The organism is Endozoicomonas sp. G2_2 (assembly GCF_017744135.1).
Classification (GTDB): domain Bacteria; phylum Pseudomonadota; class Gammaproteobacteria; order Nevskiales; family Salinisphaeraceae; genus Salinisphaera.
On record NZ_JAGHQU010000009.1, the window covers coordinates 30969 to 55725 of the forward strand.

General features: G+C 64.2%; 18 protein-coding genes. 6 read left to right on the top strand and 12 right to left on the bottom strand.

Annotation, left to right across the window (positions count from 1 at the left end):
• Nucleotides 1–82: 82 nt before the first annotated feature.
• Entirely contained in the window at nt 83–1774 is a 1692-nt protein-coding gene (locus J7355_RS11865) for an NAD-dependent malic enzyme (RefSeq protein WP_209062976.1), read from the bottom strand.
• Between the two features lie 151 nt (nt 1775–1925).
• Here J7355_RS11865 and J7355_RS11870 point away from each other — a divergent pair, with 151 nt between their 5' ends.
• Nucleotides 1926–2315: a rhodanese-like domain-containing protein gene (locus J7355_RS11870; RefSeq protein WP_209062978.1), complete on the top strand. Its 390-nt coding sequence runs from the start codon at nt 1926–1928 to the stop codon at nt 2313–2315.
• A 121-nt stretch (nt 2316–2436) separates the two neighbouring features.
• Complete coding sequence (locus J7355_RS11875) at nt 2437–4206, top strand: SLC13 family permease (protein WP_209062985.1); 1770 nt, start codon at nt 2437–2439, stop codon at nt 4204–4206.
• Between the two features lie 58 nt (nt 4207–4264).
• Here the strand turns inward: J7355_RS11875 and J7355_RS11880 are convergent, their stop codons facing one another.
• Together J7355_RS11880 and J7355_RS11885 are read right to left on the bottom strand one after the other, a co-directional pair.
• The gene (locus tag J7355_RS11880; RefSeq protein WP_247739954.1) at nt 4265–5182 is read right to left on the bottom strand and encodes a BCCT family transporter; all 918 of its coding nucleotides are present in this window, start codon (nt 5180–5182) and stop codon (nt 4265–4267) included.
• A 196-nt stretch (nt 5183–5378) separates the two neighbouring features.
• The gene (locus J7355_RS11885) at nt 5379–6245 is read right to left on the bottom strand and encodes an MBL fold metallo-hydrolase (protein WP_209062987.1); all 867 of its coding nucleotides are present in this window, start codon (nt 6243–6245) and stop codon (nt 5379–5381) included.
• A 465-nt stretch (nt 6246–6710) separates the two neighbouring features.
• Between J7355_RS11885 and J7355_RS11890 the strand changes: the two genes are divergently transcribed.
• The gene (locus J7355_RS11890) at nt 6711–7106 is read left to right on the top strand and encodes a hypothetical protein (protein WP_209062989.1); all 396 of its coding nucleotides are present in this window, start codon (nt 6711–6713) and stop codon (nt 7104–7106) included.
• A gap of 436 nt (nt 7107–7542) precedes the next feature.
• Here J7355_RS11890 and J7355_RS11895 read toward each other — a convergent pair whose 3' ends face one another.
• Nucleotides 7543–9966 (bottom strand): mechanosensitive ion channel domain-containing protein, encoded by a 2424-nt coding sequence (locus tag J7355_RS11895; RefSeq protein WP_209062992.1) that lies wholly within the window; start codon nt 9964–9966, stop codon nt 7543–7545.
• A 247-nt stretch (nt 9967–10213) separates the two neighbouring features.
• Here J7355_RS11895 and J7355_RS11900 point away from each other — a divergent pair, with 247 nt between their 5' ends.
• Nucleotides 10214–10708, top strand: coding sequence for a hypothetical protein (locus J7355_RS11900; protein WP_209062994.1), 495 nt, complete (start codon nt 10214–10216; stop codon nt 10706–10708).
• Here J7355_RS11900 and J7355_RS11905 read toward each other — a convergent pair.
• The 4 genes from J7355_RS11905 to glnT all read right to left on the bottom strand — a co-directional run bounded on the left by J7355_RS11905 (nt 10656) and on the right by glnT (nt 16700).
• Entirely contained in the window at nt 10656–13364 is a 2709-nt protein-coding gene (locus tag J7355_RS11905; protein ID WP_209062995.1) for a JDVT-CTERM domain-containing protein, read from the bottom strand. The genes J7355_RS11900 and J7355_RS11905 overlap by 53 nt on opposite strands.
• 117 nt (nt 13365–13481) lie before the next feature.
• Nucleotides 13482–14132 carry a TetR family transcriptional regulator gene (locus J7355_RS11910; RefSeq protein ID WP_209062996.1) on the bottom strand — a complete coding sequence of 217 codons (651 nt, stop codon included), beginning with the start codon at nt 14130–14132 and terminating at the stop codon, nt 13482–13484.
• 88 nt (nt 14133–14220) lie between these two features.
• The gene (locus J7355_RS11915) at nt 14221–15294 is read right to left on the bottom strand and encodes a putative urea ABC transporter substrate-binding protein (RefSeq protein ID WP_209062998.1); all 1074 of its coding nucleotides are present in this window, start codon (nt 15292–15294) and stop codon (nt 14221–14223) included.
• A 47-nt stretch (nt 15295–15341) separates the two neighbouring features.
• Nucleotides 15342–16700, bottom strand: a complete 1359-nt coding sequence (gene glnT, locus J7355_RS11920) for a type III glutamate--ammonia ligase (protein WP_209063000.1) — start codon at nt 16698–16700, stop codon at nt 15342–15344.
• A 161-nt stretch (nt 16701–16861) separates the two neighbouring features.
• On the opposite strand from glnT, the gene J7355_RS11925 reads away from it, so the two are divergent.
• Together J7355_RS11925 and J7355_RS11930 are read left to right on the top strand one after the other, a co-directional pair.
• Entirely contained in the window at nt 16862–17884 is a 1023-nt protein-coding gene (locus J7355_RS11925) for an alpha/beta fold hydrolase (RefSeq protein WP_209063002.1), read from the top strand.
• A 206-nt stretch (nt 17885–18090) separates the two neighbouring features.
• Nucleotides 18091–18534, top strand: a complete 444-nt coding sequence (locus J7355_RS11930; protein WP_209063004.1) for a hypothetical protein — start codon at nt 18091–18093, stop codon at nt 18532–18534.
• A gap of 62 nt (nt 18535–18596) precedes the next feature.
• On the opposite strand, the gene J7355_RS11935 is transcribed toward J7355_RS11930, so the two are convergent.
• Genes J7355_RS11935 through J7355_RS11950 form a run of 4 tightly spaced genes read right to left on the bottom strand, consistent with a single transcriptional unit; the run spans nt 18597 to nt 24757 of the window.
• Nucleotides 18597–21713: an efflux RND transporter permease subunit gene (locus J7355_RS11935; protein ID WP_209063006.1), complete on the bottom strand. Its 3117-nt coding sequence runs from the start codon at nt 21711–21713 to the stop codon at nt 18597–18599.
• 15 nt (nt 21714–21728) lie between these two features.
• Nucleotides 21729–23294 (bottom strand): efflux RND transporter periplasmic adaptor subunit, encoded by a 1566-nt coding sequence (locus tag J7355_RS11940; RefSeq protein ID WP_209063008.1) that lies wholly within the window; start codon nt 23292–23294, stop codon nt 21729–21731.
• Nucleotides 23263–23523 carry a hypothetical protein gene (locus J7355_RS11945; protein WP_209063010.1) on the bottom strand — a complete coding sequence of 87 codons (261 nt, stop codon included), beginning with the start codon at nt 23521–23523 and terminating at the stop codon, nt 23263–23265. The genes J7355_RS11940 and J7355_RS11945 overlap by 32 nt, the downstream gene beginning before the upstream one ends.
• On the bottom strand, nt 23513–24757 hold the full coding sequence (locus J7355_RS11950) for a TolC family protein (RefSeq protein WP_293621028.1): 1245 nt from the start codon (nt 24755–24757) through the stop codon (nt 23513–23515). Before J7355_RS11950 ends, J7355_RS11945 begins: the two co-directional genes overlap by 11 nt.

Consider the following 24757-nt stretch of genomic DNA (forward strand, 5'->3'; position numbering starts at 1 on the left):
TGTCGACTTTGGTCGCAGCGCGACGTGTACGGGCCTTCGAGCGCCCGGTGCGCGCTGGCGCGCACGCCGCGCTGAGGCCTCGCTAGAAGGCAGCCCGGCGATAGCGCCGATAGCGCGGATACCAGAAATGCCGGGCAACGCTCTCGCGGATCGCGTCGTCGCTGGATTTCAGCGCCACGCCTTCGGCCTGCGCCTGACGGGCCACCGCCACGGCGATGGCCTGGCTGAGTTCGCGTACCGCCTCGAGCGGGGGCAGCAGCGCGCCCTCGCCGTGCATGGCCAGCGGCGAGTTTTCGGCCAGTGCCCGCGAAGCGGCCATGAGCATTTCGTCGGTCACGCGCGAGGCACGTGCGGCGATGACGCCAAGGCCGATGCCGGGAAAGATATAGGCGTTGTTGCACTGGGCGATCGGGCGCTGCTCATCGCCGACCGTCGCCGGATCGAACGGGCTGCCGGTGGCGACCAATGCGTCGCCGTTCGTCCAGTCCAGAATCTCCTGCGGCGTGGCCTCCACCTTCCAGGTCGGGTTCGACAGCGGCATGACCAGCGGATGCGCACAGTATGCGTGCATCGTCTCGATTACCTGCTGCGAGAACAGCCCGCGCTGTCCGGACACGCCGATCAGCACGCTCGGCCGGGCGTTGTCGATCACGGTCAGCAAGGGGTCATCGCCGGTCGAGGATGGCCAGTCGTCGGCGACCGAGCGGGGCTGGGCCAGCCGGCGCTGGAAATCATAGAGACCGCTCATCGCGTCGGTGACCAGGCCGTCGCGGTCGATCATGTAGATACGCGCCCGCGCCTCGCGCTCGCTCAGGCCTGCATCGGTCATGGCGACCACGATCTGCTCGGCGATGCCGCAGCCCGCCGAGCCTGCGCCGACGAAGGCGACGCGCTGGTCGGCGATCGACTCTTGCTTGGCCTTGCAGGCCGCCAGCAGCGACCCGACGACGACCGCGGCGGTGCCCTGGATATCGTCGTTGAAGCAGCACATCTGGTCGCGGTAGCGCGCGAGCAGCGGCATGGCGTTGCGCTGGGCAAAGTCCTCGAACTGCAGCAACACGTTCGGCCAGCGACGCCGGATCGCCTGCACGAACAGGTCCACGAATTCGGCGTATTCGGCATCGGAAATACGCTCGTGACGCCAGCCCATGTACATGGGGTCGTCGAGCAGCTGCTGGTTGTTCGTGCCCACGTCCAGCACCACCGGCAGCGTGTATGCCGGGCTGATCCCGCCGCAGGCGGTGTACAGCGACAGCTTGCCGATGGGAATGCCCATGCCGCCGATGCCCTGGTCGCCCAGCCCGAGAATGCGCTCGCCGTCGGTGACCACGATCACCTTGACGTTGTCCTTGGTGGCGCTGCGGATGATGTCGTCGATGCGATGCCGATCTGGATAGGACACGAAAATACCGCGGTGATTGCGATAGATTTCAGAGAACTTCTCGCAGGCACGCCCGACAGTGGGCGTATAGATGATCGGCAGCATTTCCTCGAGATGATCTTCCAGCAGACGGAAGAACATCGTCTCGTTATCGTCCTGAATGCCGCGCAGATAGATGTGCTTGTCGAGGTCGTTGGTACAGGTCTGGTACTGCTGGTACGCGCGTTCGACCTGCTCGTCGATGGTTTCCACGTTCTGCGGCAGCAAGCCCACCAGATTGAACGCCACGCGCTCGTCGGCATCGAAGGCGTTGCCCTTGTTGAGCAACGGCATCTCGAGCAGGGTCGGGCCGGCATAGGGGATATAGAGCGGTCGCTTGGCGTCCTGGGTCATCGAGCGGTCGGCAGGTTGGAATTCAAACGCGCACAGCATAACGCCTGCGGGCCGGCGCGGGTCGCACACACCGTTGCCGCGCCCGCGTCGCGTTTCACCGAGGCGGTCGGGCGTGCTATATCAAAGGCCCAATTCGATGTGCCGCAACGCCATGCCCGTCACCAAATCCGCCCAGCAACTCGTCGATACCGCCCGTGAACGCATCGTCTCGCTTACGCCGCAGGAAGTGGCCACCCAGCGCGACCTGCCCGGCGTACTGCTCGTCGACTTGCGTGACGTGCGCGAGCGCAAGCGCGAGGGTTTCGTGCCCGGCTCGCTGCACGTGCCGCGCGGCATGCTCGAGTTCTGGGTCGACCCGGGCAGCCCGTACCACAAGCCGGAGCTGGCGCGCGCGGAGTCGCTGATCCTTTACTGCAACAAGGGCTGGCGCTCGGCGCTGGCGGCCGCGACGCTCAACGACATGGGCCTCGAGGACGTGGCCGACATGGCCGGCGGCTTCGAGCGCTGGCGCAACGAGATCGGCGACGTCAGCCACGACTGACCCCGTTCGCGGACAACGCCGTGCGGCGCGCTATCATTCAGTCACCGCATTGATCCGATAGCGAAATGTCCGCCCATTCCGCCGCGCGGGCCGGCACTGCGCCGCGCCTCTCGACGACACCATGACCCTAGACGCCCTGCTCACCCTCGCCGTGCTCGTCGGCGTGTTCGCCGTGCTCACCATGACCCGCATCGCCGTGGACGCGGTGCTGGTCGGCGGGCTGATCGTGCTCCTGCTCAGCGGGGTCGTGAATGCCGAAGCGGCGTTTGCCGGTTTCTCCAACCGCGGGCTCGTGACCATCGCCGCGCTGTATATCGTGGTGGCCGGCCTGCGCGATACCGGCGCCACCCAGATGCTGGCCACGCGCGTATTGCGCCGGCCCCGTTCCGTTGCCCACGCGCAGGCGCAACTCGTGCTGCCGACCGCTCTGCTGAGCGCGTTTCTCAACAACACGCCGGTAGTCGCCGCGCTCATTCCCGCCGTGTCGGACTGGTGCCGCAAGCACGGCCTGTCGGTGTCGCAGCTGATGATGCCGCTGAGCTTCGCCGCCATTCTCGGCGGCACCTGCACGCTCATCGGCACCAGCACCAACCTGCTGGTCAACAGCCTGCTCGTTCAACAGGGCATCGACGACGGGCTGGGCATGTTCGAGCTGGCCTGGGTCGGCCTGCCCGTCGCCCTGCTGGGCATCGCGCTAATGATCGGCGCCAGCCGCTGGCTGCTGCCGGATCGCACGCCCGCGCTCGGCCGCATGGATAATCCGCGCGAGTACAGCGTGGAAATGATGGTCGCCGCCGGCGGTCCGCTGGAAGGCCAGACGATCGAGGGCGCCGGCCTGCGCCAGCTGCCGGGCATGTATCTGGCCGAAATCGAACGCGACGGCCATATCCTGCCGGCCGTTTCACCGCGCGAACCGCTGCAGGGCGAGGACCGGCTGGTGTTCGTGGGCATCGTCGATTCGGTCGTCGACTTGCAGAAGACGCGCGGGCTGGTGCCGGCCACCGAACAGATCTTCAAGCTCGACACGCCGCGCCGCGCGCGGGTGCTCATCGAGGCCGTGGTTTCGCACAGCTGCCCGCTCGTGGGGACGACCATTCGCGCGGGCGGCTTTCGCGGCCAGTACAACGCCGTGGTGCTCGCGGTCGCCCGAGACGGCGCGCGCATCCAGCGCAAGATCGGCGACATCGTGCTCCAGCCCGGCGATACGCTGCTGCTCGAGGCGCGGCCGTCGTTCGTCACCCAGCAGCGGCATTCGCGCGATTTCTTTCTGGTGAGCCAGATCGAGGACTCCCAGCCGCCCCAGCACCACCGCGCCTATGCCGCGATCACGATCGTGGTCGGGCTGGTCGCCAGCGTTACCGTGGGGCTCACGGATATCCTGCACGCCGCGCTCGGCGCCGCCGCGCTGATGCTGCTGGCGCGCTGCTGCACGCTGGGCTCGGCGCGCAAGACGCTGGACTGGCCGTTGCTGGTCGCCATCGGCGCGGCCATCGGCATCGGCGCGGCCGTGGAGCAGACGGGGCTGGCGGCCGCGCTGGCCGGCGGGTTCATTGGCCTGGCCGGGTCGTCGACATACGCGGCGCTGACCGCGCTGTTCGTGACCACGGTACTGATCAGCTCCATGGTGACCAACAATGCGGCCGCCGTGATCATGTTTCCTCTTGCCGTATCGCTGGCCCAGGGCGCGTCCCAGTCGCCCATGCCCTACGCGATCGTGGTCCTGATCGCGGCCTCGGCGAGTTTTCTGACCCCGATCGGCTATCAGACCAATCTCATGGTCTACGGCCCGGGCGGCTATCGTTTCACCGACTTCCTGCGTCTGGGCGCGCCGCTCACGCTGCTCGTCGGCGTGATCACGCTCACGCTCGTGCCGTGGGTCTGGCCTGTCTGACACACCGCGTCCGCCCCGCCGCGAGGACGGGCCGGAGCACAGGCTTCGACCGCCCGCATCATTCGCCCGCGATCGGCTTGACCCCGCCGAAGGCGTGACGCCGCATGTGCAGGAAGGTCAGAAGGCGTTCGTACTGGTCGAGGATGTCGTCGATGATCTGGGCCTGGCTGTAGTGCATCAAATCGTAGCCCTGGCTGCCGTCGATCAGGTGCACTTCCAGGCGGAAGTACTCGGTCTTGGCCGACTGCGGCCGGGTCGCAAAGGCCGGCCGGATGGCCGGGGTCGGCCAGATGCCGTAGACGAAGTCCTGCTCGTCCGCCATCGCGGCACGCAGCGCCAGCCCGTTCTCGGCGCCGACATCGGTTTCGATCTCCGCGGCAACCCCCTGGCCGGCCAGTGCGTCACGCACCTCGGCCATCGCGCGCCGCCCGGTTTCGGCCAGGAAACGCTCGGCTTCGGCCTGGTCGGGAAAGCGCATCGCGCGCGAAAGACGCTTGCGCCAGGCGCCGGGCTCGGCGCCGCCGGCGGAAATGCGGCCCGACAGATCACCGGACATCGCCGCGATATGGCTGCGCTCCTTGAAACCTTCCGTTCGCAGCGATCGGAACAGGCCGAACATCATGAAGAACAGCACGATCGAGAACGGCAGGCCGGTGACCACCACCGCGCTCTGCAATGCGTCCAGACCGCCCGCCATCAGCAAGGCGAGTGTGAGGGCGCCGATGATCACCGCCCAGAGCGTGCGCATCCAGGCGGGCGCGTCGTTGTTCACGTTCTCGAGCCGGTAGGTGAAGTTCGACAGCACCAGTGCGCCCGAATCCCCAGAGGTCACGAAGAACACGATCGCCAGAACGGTCGCCACGATCGTGGTCAACCCGGCCCACGGCAGCTGCTGCAGAAATAGGTAGATCGACGAGGCCGGATTGTTCATCGCCTGGTCGCCGAAATCACCCGCGCCCTGCATGACCATGTCCATGGCGGAATTCCCCCATGATCGACATCCACACCATCCGGCGCATCACTTCATACTGTTTTGCACACCGGCTTTTGACAAGCCTGTGGATAAGGCGTTGGCGAGCGCCGCCAGCCCTTCTACAGCGGGCGCTGCGGGCGAATTGGTTAGCAATTAACCAGTTGCGAACCGCGTGCGACGAGACGGGCCCGAACCGACTCTAGAATCGATTAAGCGGAATCTTCAGATACCGCTGCCCGTTCGATTCGGCCGGCGGCATTGCGCCGCCGCGGATATTGATCTGCAGCGCAGCGAGCATGCGATCGGGCAGCGGCAACTCGGCGTCGCGACGTTCGCGCATGGCCACGAAGCGGTCCTCGTTCATGTCCTGCAGGTGCGGGTTGTCGCGCTTCTGCTCGGCGACGGTCGCGATCCAGCGTGGTTCACGGCCGCCCGGTCGGTAGTCGTGGCCGGTAAAGAGCCGGGTCTCATCGGGCAGACTCAGAATCTCGCCGATCGAACGATAGAGCGCGCGCGCATCCGCGCCCGGGAAGTCTGCGCGGGCCGTGCCGAAATCCGGCATGAACAGGGTGTCGTGCACGAACGCGGCATCACCCACGACATAAGTGATCGACGCCAGCGTATGGCCCGGTGAAAACATCACGTAGGCCGGCAATGTGCCGATCCGAAAGCGTTCGCCCGCCGCGAACAGATGATCCCATTGCCGCCCATCGGTATGAAAATCCGCGCCGAAGTTGTAGATATCCTTCCACAGCGCCTGCACCTCCGTAACCCGGCGGCCGATCGCACGCGGGGCGTCGAACAGGGTCTGCAGGTAGCAGGCGGCCGAGAGATGGTCCGCGTGTGGATGGGTGTCGAGAATCCACTCGACCTCGAGCGACCGGGCCCGTATGAACGCTGCGATCTCGTCGGCCTGCTCGGTGCCGGTCGTCGCGGCCGCCGGGTCGAAGTCCAGCACCGGATCGATGATGGCGCAGCGATTCGTTGCGGTGTCGATCACCACGTACTGGACGCTGCCCGTTGGCTCGTCATAAAAACCAACGACTTCGGGAGAATGCTGCGACATACGGCCCTCGGTAAAGCGCGGCGCGCCATCATAACTTTTGCGTATATCGTTATTCTATCACGGCAAATAAGCACGGCCAGTTGTCGCATCGCCGGCTGTGGTCTTGCCATATCCGCGCGCAGCGATCGCGCGCCCCAAGCGACGCGACCACAGGTGACCGATGCGAAAGCCCGGCCCGCGCGCCGAATCGCGGCGCCGGGCCCGCGCATGTTTTACCCAAGACCTCTGGGCAACCTTGTGGATAGACGGCGCACGAAGACTCGTAATGCCCGCAGAACGGGCGCTGCACCTGAGGTGGTTATTTTCTGTCCAGAAGGCAGGGGCACACCGAACTTACAACGGCCAGCCGCGCAGACCGATCGGACGCAGGTCAAATCCGCGGGCGGGCACGCCTGCATGCGTTGCAACCACCGGTGCCGCTATGCGATGGATGATGCACAAATCACCATTTGAAACGGAATCGACATGCCCTATCTGCAACTCGACGTGCCCGCCGAATATCCCGAAGCCACCAAGAAGGCGTTGGCGAGCAAGCTGGGGGCAACCTACGCACAACTCATGCAGACCACCCCACGGCGCGTAAGCGTCGGGTTTCGCGAACTCACGAACGGCAGCCTGTGGCGCTGTGCCGACGCGGAGCCCGTGCCGGGCGTGGTGCTGATGTGCGACATCCGGCGCGGGCGCCCGACCGAATGGCGCGAGCAGCTCGCCGTCGCCCTGCTGGATCTGGTGTCCGAGCATTTGGAACTGCCCCGCGACCACATGGCGATCGAGTTCACCCAGCACGCTGGCGATGAAATGTTTCGCCCCGATGAAGGCTGGGCCAAGGACTGGAGCGAAACCGAAGCCCAGCCCGCCTGAACTGTTTTCACAGCGCCGTGGGACAAGCCTGTGGAAAACCCGTCGGCAAGCCGCCCGAAGGCTTTGTCGACGGGGCTTGGCCCATCGCTGATCAGATATTGACCAATCTCCTGCAGCCCTTGACGGCCGGCGGTTTGCCGAGTCCGGACATTGGCGGCACGAGACCGTTCTGTTGTGCACACACCCTCGGGATAACATTGTGGACAACCGGCGCACAACGAGCGGTAACGCCGATCGTGACAGGGCTGTCACACCCGCGGCGAATTTCTGTCCAATAGGGCCCCGCGGGACGCCCGTCGCGCGCACTTCCCGCGCCCACGCCTTCCTGGCACGCGGGAGCGTGAAATTTTTCCGACCCCGGCTGCACGGCGCGCGAGCATAAAAAAACCCGCGGTCCCGAAGGACCGCGGGTCATCTGCCGGGTGGCGCCCGCCGATCAGGTATCGGCCGGGGCGTCGCCGGTTTCCTCCGGCGCCGCGTCGTCGCCCTTGCGACGCGCCTTCTCGGGCGCACTCTCGCCGCCCTCGGTCGTGCCTTCGATGATGCGCAGGTTCGCCGGCGGCGCCTTGCCGTCGCGATCCTCGCCGAAGTAGAGCGTCTGGTGCGGGAACGGAATCTCGATGCCGGCGCGATCGAAATGCATCTTGACCAGCCGGTTGAAGGCACGGCCGACGCCCCACTGGGTGCCGGGCTTGGTCTTGATCATGATGCGGATGTTGATCGAGCTGTCGGCCAGCGCGGTCACGCCCGGGACGGTGATGTCTTCGAGAATGTTCGCGCCCGCGACCGGATCGTCCTTGAGCTCGGCGAATGCCTCGCGCAGGTGATAGATCGCGTTGTCGATGTCCTCGCGGTAGGCGATGCCATACTCGGTGCGGAAGTAAGCGAACTCGCGCATGTAGTTCGTGACCGTATCCGCCGAGGAGAACGGCACGATGTGATACGCACCGTCGAGATCGCGGATCGACACCGAGCGGATGGTCAGGCGTTCGGCCGTGCCGGTCACGCCGCCCACGGTGACGACGTCGCCCGTGTTCATGGCGTTCTCGAGCTGGATGAACACGCCGGTGATGATGTCCTGCACCAGCTTCTGGGCACCGAAACCAATGGCCAGACCGAGCACGCCGGCGCCGGCGATCAGCGGGCCGATATCCACGCCGATCTGCGAGAGCGCGATCATCAGCGTCATGGTGATGATCAGGATCGCCAGCGCGTTACGAAACAGCTCCAGCAGCGTTTCCTGACGCGCGGTCGGCTTGCCGCCACCGGTATTCGGGTTCAGGCGGTGCTCGATGATGCTTGCCGCGATCAGCCACAGCAGGGCCGCCGCCACGAGCACCAGCGCCACGCGTGTCAGGTTCGACACCACGGTCAAACCGGCGTCGGACGCCAGCCATGCGCCCAGATCGAACAGATGCCAGGCGTTGGCCACGACCAGTGCGAAGGCCACCAGGATCACCACGCGGATGACCTTGAGCGCATTCGGCACGTAGGCGTTCACCCGCGCTTCGAGCATCGGCAGCTTCTCGCGAACGCTGTCCGAGAAGGCCACACGCTTGCCGATCGCCTTGGAAAGCATACCGGAGATGCCGAAGCCAACGGCCGCCGCGACCAGCGTCTGCATCGTCGCGTTGAGCATGAACGGCAATGCATCCGTCGGATCGATCTGGCTGGAGACGAACAGCGTCGTGAAGTACGCCACCGCCAGCAGCACCCACAGCTTGGAGGCGAGCTTGAACAGCACGCCGAAGAAGCCGACCGATGCATTGTCGGCCATGCGCTTGAGCCGCTCGTTGAACAGCTGGCGGTGCTTGAAGATCACGGTCAGCGCGTAGATATAGGCGCCGCCCATGAGCAGAAAGCTCACGATCGCGCCGACAAAGAACGACAACTGCACGTTCACGATCGGCACGACCACAAGCAGGCCGTAACCGATCACGCCGACGAACCAGCGCAGGCGCACGCTCCACCAGCCCGCGATGGAGGCCGGGATGTTGAGTATGCGCAGGCTGTCGTAGCGCGCCGCGAACAGCGCACGGATCGCCACCTTGGTGAGCTCGATCAGGGCGAAGGCGTTGATGAACAGCGACTCGCGCGTGCCCATGCTGCCCGACTCACCGAAGACGTAGAGACCGGCCATGTAACCAGCACCGCAGGCAAGCAGCACCACGGCCACGTCTACGATGATGCCCATGAGGATCGCGGTGCCGCGACGAATCAGCACGCCGGCGCCGGTTTCCGCACGCTGCGAGAAGCGACCGATGGCGGAGAACAGCGTGCCGGCTAGAAAGCGCAGCACGAAGAATGCAGCCACCGTGGACACCGCCACCAGGGCAAAGGTGGTTACCGCGGCGAAGAAAAGACCGGCGTTGAACTCGGGCCCCGGCCCGCGATCCTGGTTGAGCGAGGTCAGCATCGCCCAGGTGGCCGACAGGCGCTCGCCGATGACCTCGGCCCACTCGGCCGTGGTCTGGGCGAACCGGCGCGCGAACGACACGCGCTGCTGACTGGCGGCCGACTGTTCGACGGTGGCCGCACTCGCGTCGTCGGCGGGCGCCTGCGCGAGCGCGGGGTCGCTGCCCTCTTCCGGTGGCGCCGGCAAGGCGGTATCGGCCTGAGCCTGCTGACCGTCTGCCGCCTGGCGCAGCTGGTCGACAATCTGCCCGCGGGTCTCATCGTTTTCCAACAGATCCGCAAGCTGGCTCAGCGGCAGCACTTCGCTGGCGTTGTCGCCGCTGGGCGCCTCGTCCTGTTGCTGGGCCACGGCCTGGGGGGCTGCGACCGCAAGCGCGATGGTGACGAAAAGAACGAATATCCGCAGGGCGTCGAACGCCGTTCGCGAAGCACAGGCTCGATTCATGGTGCGTCTTTCCTCGGCAGAGACCAGGGAGCGTATGGATCGTGGGCGCGCACCGCGGGCGCGCCACTCGACCGTGAATGGGCACGTATGATGACCGTAGCAGCGCGCGGAGACAAACCGGGCCCAAGCATTCTCAACCGCTTGGCGGCCCGAAAGGCGTTGTGCACTACCCGACCCGCGCCGCTTTCACGCGCCGTTCAGGCATGCGCGGCGACGCTCGTGACGAAGCCCGTCACCGAGACTCACCATGCTCAAAAAGATGCTCTGCCTGCTGCTCGTCGGCTATCTCGCCGGCTGCGCCTACGACGGACAGGGGCGCTATGCGAACGGCTACCGCGTGGGCCATGTCGTGCATAACGACTACCACCATGACCGCCGCTACGACCCGCGCCCCGTCTATCGCCACGATTCGCGTTACGACCGGCACCATCGCGAGGCCGTGCGCCGCGACCTCTATCGGGAGCGCCGCGCCCGACAGCACGCCAAAGCCGTGCGGCGTGCGCATGAAGCCCGTCACGCCAAACGCGGTCATCGCGATCATCACGGCTACGACCATCGTGCACGGCATGCCACGCATGGGCGCCACGACAGCCGCGAGGCGCGACGCGCGCACACGCGCACACGCGCCGTCACCGCGACCGCAACATGCACCGCTCGGCGCGGCGCGATTGAGACGTCGCGGTACGCGCTCAGAAGGCGTCCGTCGCCGGCACGCGACGGCGACGACGCCAGCCTAGCGTGACGATCGCGGCGCACAGCAAGAGCACGAGGCTGGCGTCGCGCCCGTTGCCCAGCGTGCAGCCGCCCGAGCCACCGTCGCTGTCGTCGTCAGCGGTGTACCCTGCGTCGCCGGCATCGCCCGTCGACAGATCGAAGCGCGCCACGATCGGATCGTGATCGCTGACCTGATCGGCGAACTCGGCGTTCACGTGCGCGACCTGCACCCTGGCTGCGGCCGCCAAGGCGGGGCTCACGAAGAAGTGATCGAGCGCCTGGGAATTGCCTTCGAAGACATAGGTATAGCGCGCGGTCGCATCCAGCGTATCGAGCAGATCGGCGACGACCGGCGCGCCGTCGTCGGCGCCGATCAGCGTTTTCAGCGGCGGCAGAAATCCGAACTCGTTGAAGTCGCCGACCAGCCCGATGCGCGCTTCGGGCACCGCGGCGAGCGCGTCGTCCACGAACGCGTTGACCACCGCGGCCTGGGCCACGCGCTCGTCTTCGGAGCCGTTAACGTACGGCTGTAGCGTGCCAAACAGCGGCGAGCTGCCGCCCTTCGACGAAAAGTGATTGTTGACCAGCAGCACGCGCTGGCCGCGGAAAGCGAACAGCGCCGCCACCGACTTGCGGCTGTTGTCGAAAGCGGGATCGGTCGGCGCGACGCGCCCGGGGTTGAGCGTGATGGCCAGCCGGCCGTCGGCGTCGGCGGACACCGCCGTTGCGGTGGTGGCGTCGCCAGCGCCGTTGCTGCCCTCGACCAGGATCACGCGGCTCGCGTCATAGAGATAGGCGACGCGGATATTGCCGCCCGGCTGACCGCCGTCGGCCAGTGCTTCGGGGGCCACTTCGGCATAGTCGTAGCGCGGCCCGCCGGCATCGACGATCGCATCCGCCAGTCGCGCCAGGGTCTCGTCGCCGTCGACCACGAGATCGGCGGCCGAACCGCCCTCGGGAATCGCGCTGCCGGCCGAGCCGTCGTTGTCCTGGACTTCCTGCAGGGCCACGATGTCCGGCGCACCGAGGCGTTGGACGATCTGTGTCGCGATCGCCTCGAACTTGCCGTCCGCCACGTCGGTATCGCCATCGTCGTCGTTGGGGTCGAGATTCTCGACGTTGTAGCCGGCCACGCTCAGCGTGTCGCCGCGGGCCAGCAGGCCGATATCGCTGCGCGACAGCGCGGACGGCTGCGGCTCGACCAGGGTGTCGGGCAGGATCTCGAAATTGCCGAAACCGTAGCCGAGAACGCCGACCACCTCGCTGAACAGCGCGCCGGTATTCACGGCCGGCATCGCGTCGTCGAGCAGTGTGTCGTCGATCTGGATACGCTCGGGGTTGTAGTCGACGCCTTCGCCGCGCTCGACCAGGGTGATGCCGCCGCGGGCATTGATGCCGGTTGCGTTCGCGCCGGCGTCCGGCACGAGAAATATCTCGCCGAAATCGCTGGTCGGGCCGACGGCCATGCCCTGGGCGACGCGCACGCGCATGGCCTCGAGGCTTTCATAGAAATCCAGGCCGTCCTCGGCCGGGTCGAAGACCGTGTCGGCGTCTTCGGTCACGTTGCCGTCGGTGTCGTTGTCGATGATCGCGTTCGGCGCCGGGCGGCCGCCCTGGCCGATGGTCACCGGCGTGATCTCGGTGGCGTCGAATACCGCGCCCGGGTCGGCGATCAGGCGGGTGCTGCCGTCGCCGCCGGTCACGATTTCGGTGGTCGGCAGGTTGGTTTCGTCGCCGCCGGGATAGAACTCGGTAACCGTGCCGGCCACTTCGACCACGTCGCCCACAGCCACCGGCGAGCCGTCGAAGCGTGTTGGCGTGCCGCCGGTGAATACGAGCACCGCATCGCTGGTGGCATCGTCGCCATCGCCGGCCGGATCCTGAAAATAGAAGCTGTTGCCGGTCACGGCGGTCACCACGCCGGGCACGCCGGCCACGGCGTTGCCAGCCTGTGGCGAAACATGCGCGGCGCCCTGGATATCGTAGATACGCAGGCCGGTGACGGCATCGTCGGGCATGCCGTCATCGTCGCCCGGCGTGCCGAACCCGCCGCCACTGCCGTTTTCGGCGTTCGGCGTAGCCGGCGCGGCCATGAAAGTGGCGGTGTCGCGGCCCGTGCCGCTGCCATCGGGCATGCGCTGCAGGGACTCGTTGTCCTTGTCGCCGTTGGCGGCCTCGTCGAGCTGCGGCGCGCCCTCGGCGAGCAGAACCGCCAGTTCGGGATCGTCGCTGTCGCTGGTGCCATAGACCACGGCATCGACGAGATTGTCGGTCGTCACCGCGGTACCGCTGGGGAAATCGTCCGCGTCGCCCACATAGAGCGCGATCGCGTCCTGCCCGTTCTGCAGACCGTTGCCGCCGAAGGTCGTGGTCACGCCCGCCACTCCGGCATTGCCGAGCAGGTAGTAACCGTTGTCGGATGTCACCGCGCCATCGAGATCGAAGGCCGCGTAGCTTTCGTCGTTGCTGCCGTTGTAGAAGACCAGCACGAGGCCATCCAGCGGGGTATTGCCTGCCCCGCCGTCGCTGAGTTCGACGAACTCGGCGCTATCGGTGCCGGGCGTATCGGCATCCAGTTCGTTGATGAGAATCGACGACTGCGCATGGGCGCCGGTCGCGAAACAGCAAAAAAGCGCCGTGGCGAGCAGGCAAAGCGCGCGCGTCGCCTGGAAAGAGCGTCCCATGGAATCCCCCGTGCGTGTTCGGATTCGCTTACCCTGCCGGCGCCACATGACAGGTTGCGGTCCCCGGCATCAACGGACGATGACAGCGCGAACACCGGGCTGGCCAGTGTGGGGCCGTCAGCCGCTGGCGGTCTGTTCCGGCTTGGCCGCGGTGGCTGCGCTGTCGAACAGCGTGGCCAGGCATTTGCGGTGGAAATAATCCTTGCGCTCGCGCAGCGAGAACAGCCGCGGCGAGAACAGCCAGGTCTGGGTCACGCCCATGAGATAGGTATAGGTCTGCAGCGCCAGCAGGTCGGCGGGATCGCCCTCGGGTAACAGCCCCTGTGCCCGCGCATCGTCGACGAGCGTTTCGAACAGTTCGATGATCGAACGGGTGAGCTGACGCTCACGGCGCACGGTACGCGCCATGCGCTGGGTGAGCTCGGTCTTGTTCATGAGGATCTCGAACGACTGGCGGTGGCGCTTGTCGCGCACCAGCAGATCGAACCAGCCTTCGATGAAGGCGCTCATGCGCGCGACCGGGTCGGGCGTGTTCGCGCTCGCGGCGGTCACGAGCCGCTGTAACGGCGTCTGCGAATAGGCGATCACCGCCTCGAAGAGTTCGTCCTTGTTCTGGAAATGCCAGTAGATCGGGCCGCGGCTCATGCCCGCCTCTTTGGCGATCATGGCCAGCGTGGTGCCGGAATAGCCGGACTGGCTGAACAGCCGCAGGCCGGCATCGATGACCTTGAGCCGGGTCTGTTCGGCCTGTTCGGGGGTGCGTCTCATGGCGTCATCATCGACAAGGGCGGCACTTGCACGCAAGACGGGCGGCCGGCATTCGTGCCGACCGCCCGCGGGTCATGCACGCCGTGGACTAGAGCGCGCCGTCGGCGGCCATCTGCATATAGGTGGTATCGAAGCGCAGATTGACGTTGTTCTCGTCGCCGAGCATCCGATCGTTGGGGAATTCAATGCCCACGAAGTCCGCGCTGCGCGCGCCTTCGCCCAGCAGGCCCTTCTCGAAGGAGAACTGGCGCACGCTGTCCATGGCATCGAACGCTTCGTCGCTGGAGATGAATTCGATCGCCGCATCCGGCGTCCAGAACATCTTCATGCCGTCGAGCTGGGCTTCATAGCCTTCGCGGTCGGTACCGGAGGCCTCGCCCAGATAGGCACGGATCTCGCGGCCCTTGTCGGTATCGGCACCGAGATCGGCCATCATTTCGTACCAGGCGCCGACCAGCGCCTTGCCGAGCGCCGGATTGGCTTCCAGCGTTTCGGTGTTCACCAGGGTCAGATCCTTGATATGGCCCGGAATCTGGCTGGAATCGAAGATTTCATGCGCGCCCGGCGTTTCGGCGACCGTGCTCAGCAGCGGGTTCCAGGTCACGACCGTACGCACGGTGTTGCCCTGGAAGGCAGCCACGATATCAGCGTCCGACGTGTTCACCAGGTTCACGTCCGGTTCGGACAGGCCGTTTTCTTCCAGCGCGCGAGCCAGCAGGTAGTGCGACACCGACAGCTGCACGAGGTTGATCGTCTCGCCCTCGAGATCGGCCACCGATTCGGCGTCCTTGGAGACGATACCGTCGTTGCCGTTGGAGTAGTCGCCGACGATCAGCGCCGTGGTATCCACACCGGAAGCGGCGGGAATCGAGAGCGCATCCATGCTGGTGGCCACCACGCCGTCGAACTGGCCGGTGGTGTACTGGTTGATGGATTCGATGTAGTCGTTGATCTGCACGATCTCGACATCGATATCGTATTTGTCGGCCCATTTATCCATGATCCCGGACGTCTTCACATAGTCCCAGGGAATCCAGCCGGCATAGATCGTCCAGGCGATCCGGAACGAGTCGCGTTTTTCGGCGGCCTGGGCGCTGCCAAGGCTCAGTGCGGTGAGTGTGATCGCCACGCAGGCGATCATCAGGCGTTTCTTCAGGTGCATCGGTATCTTCTCCCGGTTCATGATTCAGTGGCCTCGACAAAAACGGTTCAGAAAAGCTTGAGATAGCGTTCGATTTCCCAGCGCGACACGGCGGTGTGATAGCTCTCCCACTCGGCCTGCTTGAAATCGACATAGGCGCCGAACATGGCCTCGCCGAAGACCTCGCGGGCCAGCGGATCGGCAGCGAAATCGGTGATCGCCTCGCCCAGCGTGCGCGGCAGCATGGTTACGCCCATTTTGTCGATCTCGGCATCGCTGTAGCGGTACATGTTTTCGCGGTGCGGCTCGCCGGCATCCATGGCGTTCTCGATGCCTTCGAGACCGGCCGCGAGCACCAGCGCCGCGCCCAGATAGGGATTGCATGCAATATCCGCCGCACGGCATTCCACGCGCGAGCCCACGCCGGGAATGCGGATCATGTTGGTGCGGTTGTTGTTGCCGTAGCAGGCGAACACCGGCGCCCAGGTGGAGCCGGACATGCTGCCCTGGCGGACCAGGCGCTTGTAGCTGTTCACGGTCGGGGCGATCACCGCGCTTATCGCCCGCGCATGCTTGAGCACGCCGGCGATGAACTGGTAGCCCAGCTCGGAGACGCCACAGCCAAAGGGGTCCCCGGCGTCGGGCGCGAACAGGTTCTCGCCGGTCTCGGCATCGGCCAGCGACATGTTGTAGTGGGCGCCGCTGCCGGTCTTGTCCGAATACGGCTTGGGCATGAAGCTCGCGAAGGCGCCGTGCTTGCGCGCGATCTCGTTGGCCATCATGCGAAAGAACACGAAACGATCCGACATGGTCAGTGCGTCGGCGAACTTGAAATCGGTCTCGAACTGGCCGTTGGCGTCCTCGTGGTCGAAGGAATAGACATCCCAGCCCAGGCCGTTCATGGCCTCCACCAGCTCGTCGATGATCGGCAGGTTGTCCATCAGCCCGCGCGGGTCGTAGCAGGGTTTGGCCAGCGAATCGCGTTCGCTGAGCGGCGCGAAGCCGCCGTCTTCAGTCTCGCGAAACAGGAAGAACTCGGTCTCGATACCCAGATTGAAAGTGAAACCCAACGCCTTCGCGCGTTCGAGCTGGCGCTTGAGAATGGTGCGGGAGCAGGCCTCGAATGGCTCGCCGTCGAGATGCAGATCACCCGCGAACCAGGCCAGGCGCGTGTCCCACGGACAGACCGCAACCGAGTCGGCATCCGGCATCGCGGCGACTTCGTTATCGGAAATATCCTGCGGCACGCCGTCCAGCGCCGCGCCGGTATATAGCTCGCTGCCCTTGAACATGTTGTCCAGGTGATCGAGCGGCACGAACTTGCCTTTCACGCAGCCGTGGATATCCACATAACTGGCCATCGCGTACTTCACGCCCTGTTCTGCAAGACTCGCCTGTAGCGAAGCGGTATCCACGACATTTCCCATCGAATCGGTCCTTGGTTCCGGTATGAAACGGCAGAGCAGAATCGCCCTGCACTTCGAACGCAGCTGCACCGCGTTCCGAATCAGGACTTACAATATACATGCCAGCCTGTATATTTAATTCGAACCACCCTTTAACCACGATGCAGATGACGGATCGAAATATGAATGAAGAACAATGGGTTGAAGACTATTTCGAGCTCGGCGATTTCACGCTCGACAGCGGCGCCGTTCTGCAAGACGCCCGGATCGCCTACCTGGCGAAGGGCTCGCTGAACACGAAACGAGACAACCTCGTGGTGCTGCCAACGCACTATGGTGGTGCGATGGCAAGCAATCGCACCTGGGTCGAGCATCCGGGCAGCCCGCTCGCCCCCGGCGACTACTGCATTGTCGTCCCGGCCCTGTTCGGCAACGGCGAATCGACTTCGCCGAGCAATGCTGCCCCGCCTCAGCGCGGCGCCAAGTTTCCCTCGATCGCCCTGGCCGATAACGTGCGCGCTCAGCAGCAGCTGATTACGTCACGCTTCGAAGACGCCGCCCCGCGCCTGGTTGCCGGCTGGTCGATGGGCGGCATGCAGGCGCTGCAGTGGGCCGCCCTGTTTCCGCAACGCGTCGGCGCGGCGCTGGCTGTGTGCGCGACCGCGCACTGCTACCCGCACAACGCGCTGTTCCTCGACGGTGTAAAAGCCGCACTCGAAGCAGACCCGGCCCTGGCACGGGGCGAGGCACCCATGCGCGGGCTACGCGCCTTTGCCCGTGTCTACGTCGGCTGGGCCTATTCACAGCGCTTCTTTCGCGACGGTCTCTATCGCGCGCTCGGCTTCGAAAGCATCGCCGCCCTGCTCGACCACTGGGAAGCCGATCATCTCGCCCAGAACGCCCATGACCTGCTCGCCATGCTCGATACCTGGCAGCACGCCGATATTGCGGCAATGCCCGGCTTCGACGGCGATACGGCGCAAGCACTGGCCACGATCCGCGCGCGCACTATCCTGATGCCGTCCCGCACCGATCTGTACTTCACGGCAGAGGACGCTTGCAACGACGCCGCGCAGATCCCCGGCGCCGAATGCCGCGTGCTCGAATCCGACTGGGGCCATTGTGGCGGCGGGCCCGGTCGCGAGCCGGCTTCGATGGCGGCGATCTTCGAGGCGATGCGGACCCTGCTCGCGCCTGCAGGCTGAGAGCAACACTCTCAGCCGGTTCGTTCAGCCTGTAGCGCCTGCATGGTCAACTCGAACTCGCGATCGATAGGCTCGATATCGCGGGCCTCGCCCAGACCATTGTGGGCCCATTGCTACTCGCCAATCGCCGCCGTAGCCGGCACAGTACGGCTGATTTGCGGTGCCGCTCCACAACAGCACCACGCGCCAAGTAAGAGCGTCGGCTAATGGGTAGGCAGATGCGAGCGTCGAGAAATTTGGCCGCCGCGTTTACTTTGCACGAAGGTCGTCGAGATGATGGGTTGGCGCTAGCGACTTGGCAGACGCGTAGTGCCTTTCAGGCTGGGGGTCACCACCACGACCATCACGCTTCAAATCTCGATACCAAGGCGGGTCTCGGTGCACTGGCCGTATTTGCGTTTACGCTGGGCTTCGTTCACGAAGAGGAATTCCAGATCATCGCCATGTGTGCGGGTTCCGGAAGCTGTCTTTCGTTGATGCTCATTTATGCGACGGCAGTAATCGTCGCGCTCGTCGTGCTCACGCTTTTGCTGATCCAGGGCTTGTCGCACCTCAGCCATCGAATCGAACATGCGCAGCATGCGTTGACCTTAGTCTCCGCCTCGATTCTGGCGCTAATGGGTCTTGGCTTTCTGATCGGTTTTTTCTAAGTACGAAGTACAGCCACCCGCAGCAACTGCGGGTGGTTCGGCAAATAAGCGAACCGTATTAATTAGGTCGCCTGATGGTTGCTCTCGCGAGGCGCCTGCATGATCGAGCCAAAACGGGAGTAGAGCGCAGGCACCACGAGCATGTTGAGCGCGGTAGACGAGATCAATCCAAACAGAATGACCAAAGCCATCGGCGCCTGAATCTCGCTGCCCGGCTTGCCAAGGCTCAGCGCGAGTGGCACGAGCGCGAGGCCGGTCGCCAACGCTGTCATCAAAATCGGCGCCAAGCGTTCATTCGCGCCGCGTCGTACCGCATCGAGCGGCGTCGCGGCTTCGCCGGTCGCATGCAATCGTTGGATGTGATCCACCATGATCACCCCGTTACGGGTCGCAATACCGAACAGTGTGATGAAGCCGATGATTGCGGCGATGGAGACGATCCCACCAGCGATATAGACGCCGATGACGCCCCCGATCAACGCCAGTGGCAAATTCAACATGACCAAGATTGCGTCTCGCGAAGACCGCAAGGCCATCATGAGCAGCAGGAATATGCCTGCAATGACTAAAGCCCCGAGGAGCAATAGCGTTCTCGATGCATCCGCTGCACTCTCGAATTGCCCGCCGTACTCGATGTGATAACCAGTCGGCAAGTCCAATTCGCGGTCGAGTGTCTGTCGAATGTCGTTGACGACGCTGACAAGATCTCGTCCCGCGACGTTAGCGGCAACGACGCGCTGACGCTGAACGTTCTCGCGGCTGATGTTGTTAGGACCGTAGTCATGGCTGAGCGTGGCGACGGCATGGAGCGGAACCTGCGCGCCGGAAGCGGTCGTGATTAGAGTGGAACGTATCGCGTCCAGGTTCTCTTTGAAGCGGGGCGGATAACGCACGACCAAGTCGAATGCAGCCTGGCCTTCGAGGATCTGAGAGACTTCCGTGCCACTAAAGGCGGTTTCCAGGAATTCACCGACCTGACCGACGGTAAGGCCATAACGTGCCAACGCCTGCCGATCGAAATCGATATTCAGAAACGGAACCTGAGCGCGGCTGGCAAGTGACACGTCGACAGCGCCGGGCACATCCGTGACCAGACGTTCTGCCTGTGTCGCCAAACGTTCGAGTTTGGCCAGCTCCTCACCGAAGATCTTGATCGCAATGTTGGCGCGTGTGCCCGAGAGCATATGATCGATACGGTGTGAGATCGGCTGCCCGATGATGATGTTGGCGCCTGCGATCGCGCCGAGTTCTTCACGCAGCTCCGACAGAACGGCCGCTTTGCTGCGACCCGACGATGTGAGGCTGACATCGATTTCCGAGGCGTATACCGCCTGAGCGTGTGGATCGAGCTCCGCGCGACCTGTACGGCGAGCCGTCGCGACGACTTCAGGCGTGTCCAGCAGGACCCGTTCTACGCGTTGCCCAATGGCATCGGATTTCTCCAGCGATGTGCCAGGAAGTGTTACCACGCTAAGCGTCAAACTGCCCTCGTTGAATTCCGGCAGGAAAGAGCGTCCGGCTTGGCTTAATAAGACGATCGCGACTACCAGCATGGCGGTCGAACCGAGAGCAACGATCCGCCAGTGACGCAAAGACGCGGTCAACAGCGGCTGATACCCGCGCTTGAGGACTGCGATAAGCCGGCTGTCGTGCGTGCCGCCGACCGCCTTCGAACGTGAGAGGAGCCCCAGACTCAACACGGGCGTAACGGTCAGAGCCACGAGCAGCGATGCGCCGAGCGAAAGAACGTAGGCGAGGCCTAGCGGCTGCAACAGGCGGCCCTCGATACCCGTTAAAAAGAACAGCGGAACGAAAACCAGAATGATTATCAGAGTCGCAAAGACGATCGACGATTCGATTTCGCGAGTCGCTTCGAAAACAACTTGATGTGCAGGGCGCCGCTGGTTATCGGGTACGGTCCCGTTCTCTCGTAAGCGACGCACGATGTTTTCGACGACGATAATGGCGTCATCGACAAGAGCGCCCAACGCTATCGCAATGCCCCCGAGTGTCATCGTGTTGATGGTGGCGCCGGTGGCGCGCATCACGAGAACCGTGGCGATCACCGAAAGCGGCAATGCCAGCAGGGTGATCAAGGTCGCCCGCACGCTGACCAGAAATATGAAAACGATCGCTACAACGAGAACGGCGCCGTCGCGGATCGCGGCCGAAAGATTCTCGATGGCCAAGCCGATGAAATCGGCCTGACGGAACGCGTCGGTCTCGAGTCGCATGCCCTTGGGTAGGGACGTTTCGATGTCCGCGATTGCGGTGTCAAGGCGTTCGGTCAGGGCCAGTGTATTGGCGCCCGGCTGTTTCTGAATACCGAGAATTACGGCATCTTGCGCCCGATAGCTCCCGGTGCCGCGCCGCGGTGCCGTCCCGATCTCGACCGCGCCGAGATCGCTGACCTTGACGGGCACACCATCGCGTCGGGCAACCACGGTCTGCCGGATATCGTCGACGTTTTCGACTCGGCCGCGGCCGTGGATGAGGAACTCCTGGTCATTCTGAGCGTAAAAACCGCCCCCAGCGCTTTGATTGGTCTGACCCAGCGCGTCGATCACCTCGCCGGTGGTCAACCGGTAGGCGGCCAGTCGTTCGGGTTGTAACTGAACCTCGTATTGGCGGGTCAAGCCACCGATGGGAATGACTTGTGCAACGCCGGACACGGCCAGTAGTCGCCGCCGAATGGTCCAGTCCGCAACGGTCTTCATCGCCATCGGATCGTGGGCGTCCGAGACCAGCGCCACGAACATGATTTCGCCCATGACCGAGGTAATCGGTGCGAGTACAGGCGAGGGAATGTCGGGTGGCAATTGGCTGCGCGCGGTCTGGAGCTTCTCGGTGACGATCTGCCGCGCCCGATAGATATCGGTATCCCAGTTGAATTCGACGGTGATGACGGCCAGCCCGACGGTCGTGTTGGACCGAACACGTCGTACCCCGGCTGCCCCGTTCATGGCGGTCTCGATCGGAAACGTGACCAGTTTCTCGACTTCCTGCGGCGCCATGCCGTGCACTTCAGCCACGATGGTGACCGCCGGTGCGGTCAGGTCGGGGAATACGTCCACTGGCGTGCGCAGCGCCTGCCAGCCGCCCCAGACCAATAAAAACGACGCGACTGCCAGCACAAGAATGCGATTCGCCAGCGAGGCACGGATAATCCGGTCAATCATGAATTCGCCAGCTGGCTAGTGGGCGTGGCCGTGGCCGGCCTCAGCCGGTGCCGCGGCTGCCAGACGCACTTGGTAGGCGCCGTGGACGACAACGCGGTCGCCCGATTCGACACCGTTATGGACCGCGATATAGTCAACACCACGCAGTCCCAACGTGACGGGGCGCCTCTCGAAGCTCTCACCCCCGCGTTGTATGTATACGACCGGCTGGCCATCGTCCTCGATGATTGCACCGCGGGGTACCGCCAAAGATTTCACGCGCTCACCGGTGTATACATGGGCGTCCAACCCCTGGCCGACAAGCGGCGTTGCGTCATCGGCGTCGAATTCAAAGATGACGGGCACCGTGCGGCTGACCGGGTCTATCACGCCGCCAGATGTGATGAGCCGTGCATTTCGATCGACGCGCAGTTCCTTGCGTTTGCCGTTGAGCTCGAACCATGCGCCGCTCGGCTGCTGCAAGCGATTGGCGTCGGCCTCGGGGATGCGTGTTCTTAGCCAGCGTTTATCGCTCGCCGCGATGTGCATGAGTACCTGATCGGAGCCCACGGCTTCGCCAGGAACCACGCTGACCTCAACGATACGACCACTGATGGGCGCTACCAGGGGTACGCCGCTATCTTGGTCGCCTCCTTGATACTGCTCCAGACGAGACCTAGCGGCGTCGCGTTCGGCGCGCGCTATGCTTGCCTCGTTGCGCGCCTCGCGCACCCGGTGTGCAGCGATCGCCCCATCCTCGAGAAGCCCGGAAAGACGCGCCACGTCCTCACGTGCGAGACGCAGCCGGGCGTTCGCACGCTCCACGGCGAGACGAAGACTGGCGAGATCCACGCCGCTGCCCAATCGCGCCCGCAAAGTGCCGATTCGCTCGCCTTGTTTGACCTCTGCGCCGACCACTGGGTAGCGGTCCCCATAGGCGGAGAAGTGGCCTTCCGCAGGGGCTCGCACGCGTGCGGTGCGATCACCCGGTGGTTGTAGTTCCGCGGTCGCGAACACCGTTGCTTCGAGGTGGCGCTCGGCGATCACGTCTGTACCGAACTCCGCCTGCCACTGCTTTTCTTTCAGAAAGCTGATGGTACCGCCCGATTCAGAGCTGTCGCCCTCCACGGCATCAGGGGTCGCATGGACGGTGATCTGGCCTAGATCATAAGTGGCCGTCAGCTCGGGCGTTTCCACCGTCACGTTAAGGCTATAGACGCCCGCGTCTCGAGGATGGACCACGGGTGTAAAGACACCGGGCCGCGTCGGGGCGCCGATGCGAAAACGCGCATGGGTTTCGCCATCACGCATCAACCGCACGTCGAGAATGCCTTCCTGTACTGGACCGTAATCTGAAAGCCGAGTGACGTGTGCAGCAAATTGCGAGTCCATTCCGGCTACAAGCGCCGGAAACTCGACGAATAGCTCACTATTGTCAGCGTATTCCGTATACACGAGAGACGGCCGCTGCTCATGGCCATTCTCGTCGTGGGCATGTCCGTGCCCCTGATCGTGATCGGCGCTGCAAGCAGAAAGCGCAATCAGCACGCCCAACGAAGAGGCCAGCCGTCTAATGGGTGTGGCTGCCATCTTCGCCTTCATGACTGTGCTCAGGTGTCTCGTCTGCGGCCGCGTCGGCTTTCTCTGAGTTTCCCTCCTTATAAAAGCTCTGTGTCTCGGGCGCCTTTTTTTCGTGCCCGGCGTGCGATGCGTTGTCAGCGTGCGCCTGGTCGCCGTCGTGCGGATGGCCCTCTCCGGCCTGGCTACTACCAGCGGCGACCAGAAGCGGCGCAGCGACGAGTAAGCCGATGGACAGCGTTTTATTCCACATAAGTAATCCTCGGATTGAGTGTTTCCAGTTCAATGAACGTATCTCGTGCGTGCTTCTGAAATTCGAGTAGACGCAGCTGCGCGTCGAGCACGTTCTGGTATGCATCGACGAGTTCGAGCACACCGGCTTCTCCACCGCGATAGCCCGCTTCAGCAGCTTGGAGCAAGGCGCCAGCGGTTTCAGTGTCGTTTCGTTCAAAACGCTTGGCACTTTTGATCAGCGCCTGAAGTTTGTCCCGACGCCCGCGAATCTCGCCGGTAAGTCGCGCTCTTGCGAGGCTGTGCTGCGCCTCCTTGGCGACCGCATTCGCGCGCGCTCTTGCGCGCTCGCCCTGATTCCGATCGAACAATGGAACGCTGATGCTCAGGCTTACCATGTTGCCGTCGAACTGACGTCCGTTTTCCCGGAGTTCCTTGCGGCCGACGCCGACCCTTATATCCGGGATCGCGGCGCGCTGTTCTGCGCGAGCGGTCAATTCGTCGGCTCTGGCCCGCGCTTTAAGTTCTTTCAGTCTGGGTAGGCCGTTGCCCTGCTCGAGATAGGCGTCCAGAGACAACGGCGCCGTTGGCATGATCTGCCCCTCGAGCGGCCTCGCCGACTCGATGTCCTCCATTCCCAGCAGTGCCATAAGTTCGGAGTAGACGCGCTTGCGTTCGGCGCTCGCGCGCACCGCGCGAGTATCCAGCGCTGATAAGGCTCGCTCCAGACGAACCACGTCATAGGCTGCCGCTTGCCCGGCCTCGTGTTGCTTGCGCACCCGGGTCACTAGAGAAGCCAAGCGCTGCTGCGATCGCTTAACGATCTGCAACTTGGATTGTTGATAGAGCGTTTCGAAAAACAATCGTTGCACTTGTGCCCGAATCTCAAGGCGCTCTGCGCTGGCTGCATGTTGCGCCGCTTCGAGGCGCTGAGATGCGGCGTCGCTGCGAAGACCACGCTCGCCTGATACATCGATGGACTGGTATAGCCAGTAGAAGCGTTCGCGTGATGTCGTATTGGCCAGATCAATCGACTCCCGCGATACCGACAGCTCGGGGTTAGGCCAAGCCGAAGCGGCCGTGACGTCGCCAGCAGCGCTGTCGCGCCGTGCGCTAAGAAGCTGAATGAGTCCCTCGCGTGCCAAGGCCGTGCGTTCGGCTTCTGCGACGGTAAGCGGTGCTTGCGCATGAGCCAAACAGGTCGCAAACAGAACCCATGTGGCCGTCGCAAGAATTAAGGTGTTGCGGGCAAGCAC

What these genes read in the sequence shown, in the direction of transcription:
- J7355_RS11910 (WP_209062996.1), bottom strand. Translation starts at nt 14,132, where the DNA reads ATGAGACGCACCCCCGAACAGGCCGAACAGACCCGGCTCAAGGTCATC.
- J7355_RS11895 (WP_209062992.1), bottom strand. Translation starts at nt 9,966, where the DNA reads ATGAATCGAGCCTGTGCTTCGCGAACGGCGTTCGACGCCCTGCGGATA.
- J7355_RS11935 (WP_209063006.1), bottom strand. Translation starts at nt 21,713, where the DNA reads ATGATTGACCGGATTATCCGTGCCTCGCTGGCGAATCGCATTCTTGTG.
- J7355_RS11940 (WP_209063008.1), bottom strand. Translation starts at nt 23,294, where the DNA reads ATGAAGGCGAAGATGGCAGCCACACCCATTAGACGGCTGGCCTCTTCG.
- J7355_RS11885 (WP_209062987.1), bottom strand. Translation starts at nt 6,245, where the DNA reads ATGTCGCAGCATTCTCCCGAAGTCGTTGGTTTTTATGACGAGCCAACG.
- J7355_RS11925 (WP_209063002.1), top strand. Translation starts at nt 16,862, where the DNA reads ATGAATGAAGAACAATGGGTTGAAGACTATTTCGAGCTCGGCGATTTC.
- J7355_RS11945 (WP_209063010.1), bottom strand. Translation starts at nt 23,523, where the DNA reads ATGTGGAATAAAACGCTGTCCATCGGCTTACTCGTCGCTGCGCCGCTT.
- J7355_RS11865 (WP_209062976.1), bottom strand. Translation starts at nt 1,774, where the DNA reads ATGACCCAGGACGCCAAGCGACCGCTCTATATCCCCTATGCCGGCCCG.
- J7355_RS11930 (WP_209063004.1), top strand. Translation starts at nt 18,091, where the DNA reads ATGGGTAGGCAGATGCGAGCGTCGAGAAATTTGGCCGCCGCGTTTACT.
- J7355_RS11900 (WP_209062994.1), top strand. Translation starts at nt 10,214, where the DNA reads ATGCTCAAAAAGATGCTCTGCCTGCTGCTCGTCGGCTATCTCGCCGGC.
- glnT (WP_209063000.1), bottom strand. Translation starts at nt 16,700, where the DNA reads ATGGGAAATGTCGTGGATACCGCTTCGCTACAGGCGAGTCTTGCAGAA.
- J7355_RS11880 (WP_247739954.1), bottom strand. Translation starts at nt 5,182, where the DNA reads ATGGACATGGTCATGCAGGGCGCGGGTGATTTCGGCGACCAGGCGATG.
- J7355_RS11915 (WP_209062998.1), bottom strand. Translation starts at nt 15,294, where the DNA reads ATGCACCTGAAGAAACGCCTGATGATCGCCTGCGTGGCGATCACACTC.
- J7355_RS11905 (WP_209062995.1), bottom strand. Translation starts at nt 13,364, where the DNA reads ATGGGACGCTCTTTCCAGGCGACGCGCGCGCTTTGCCTGCTCGCCACG.
- J7355_RS11870 (WP_209062978.1), top strand. Translation starts at nt 1,926, where the DNA reads ATGCCCGTCACCAAATCCGCCCAGCAACTCGTCGATACCGCCCGTGAA.
- J7355_RS11890 (WP_209062989.1), top strand. Translation starts at nt 6,711, where the DNA reads ATGCCCTATCTGCAACTCGACGTGCCCGCCGAATATCCCGAAGCCACC.
- J7355_RS11875 (WP_209062985.1), top strand. Translation starts at nt 2,437, where the DNA reads ATGACCCTAGACGCCCTGCTCACCCTCGCCGTGCTCGTCGGCGTGTTC.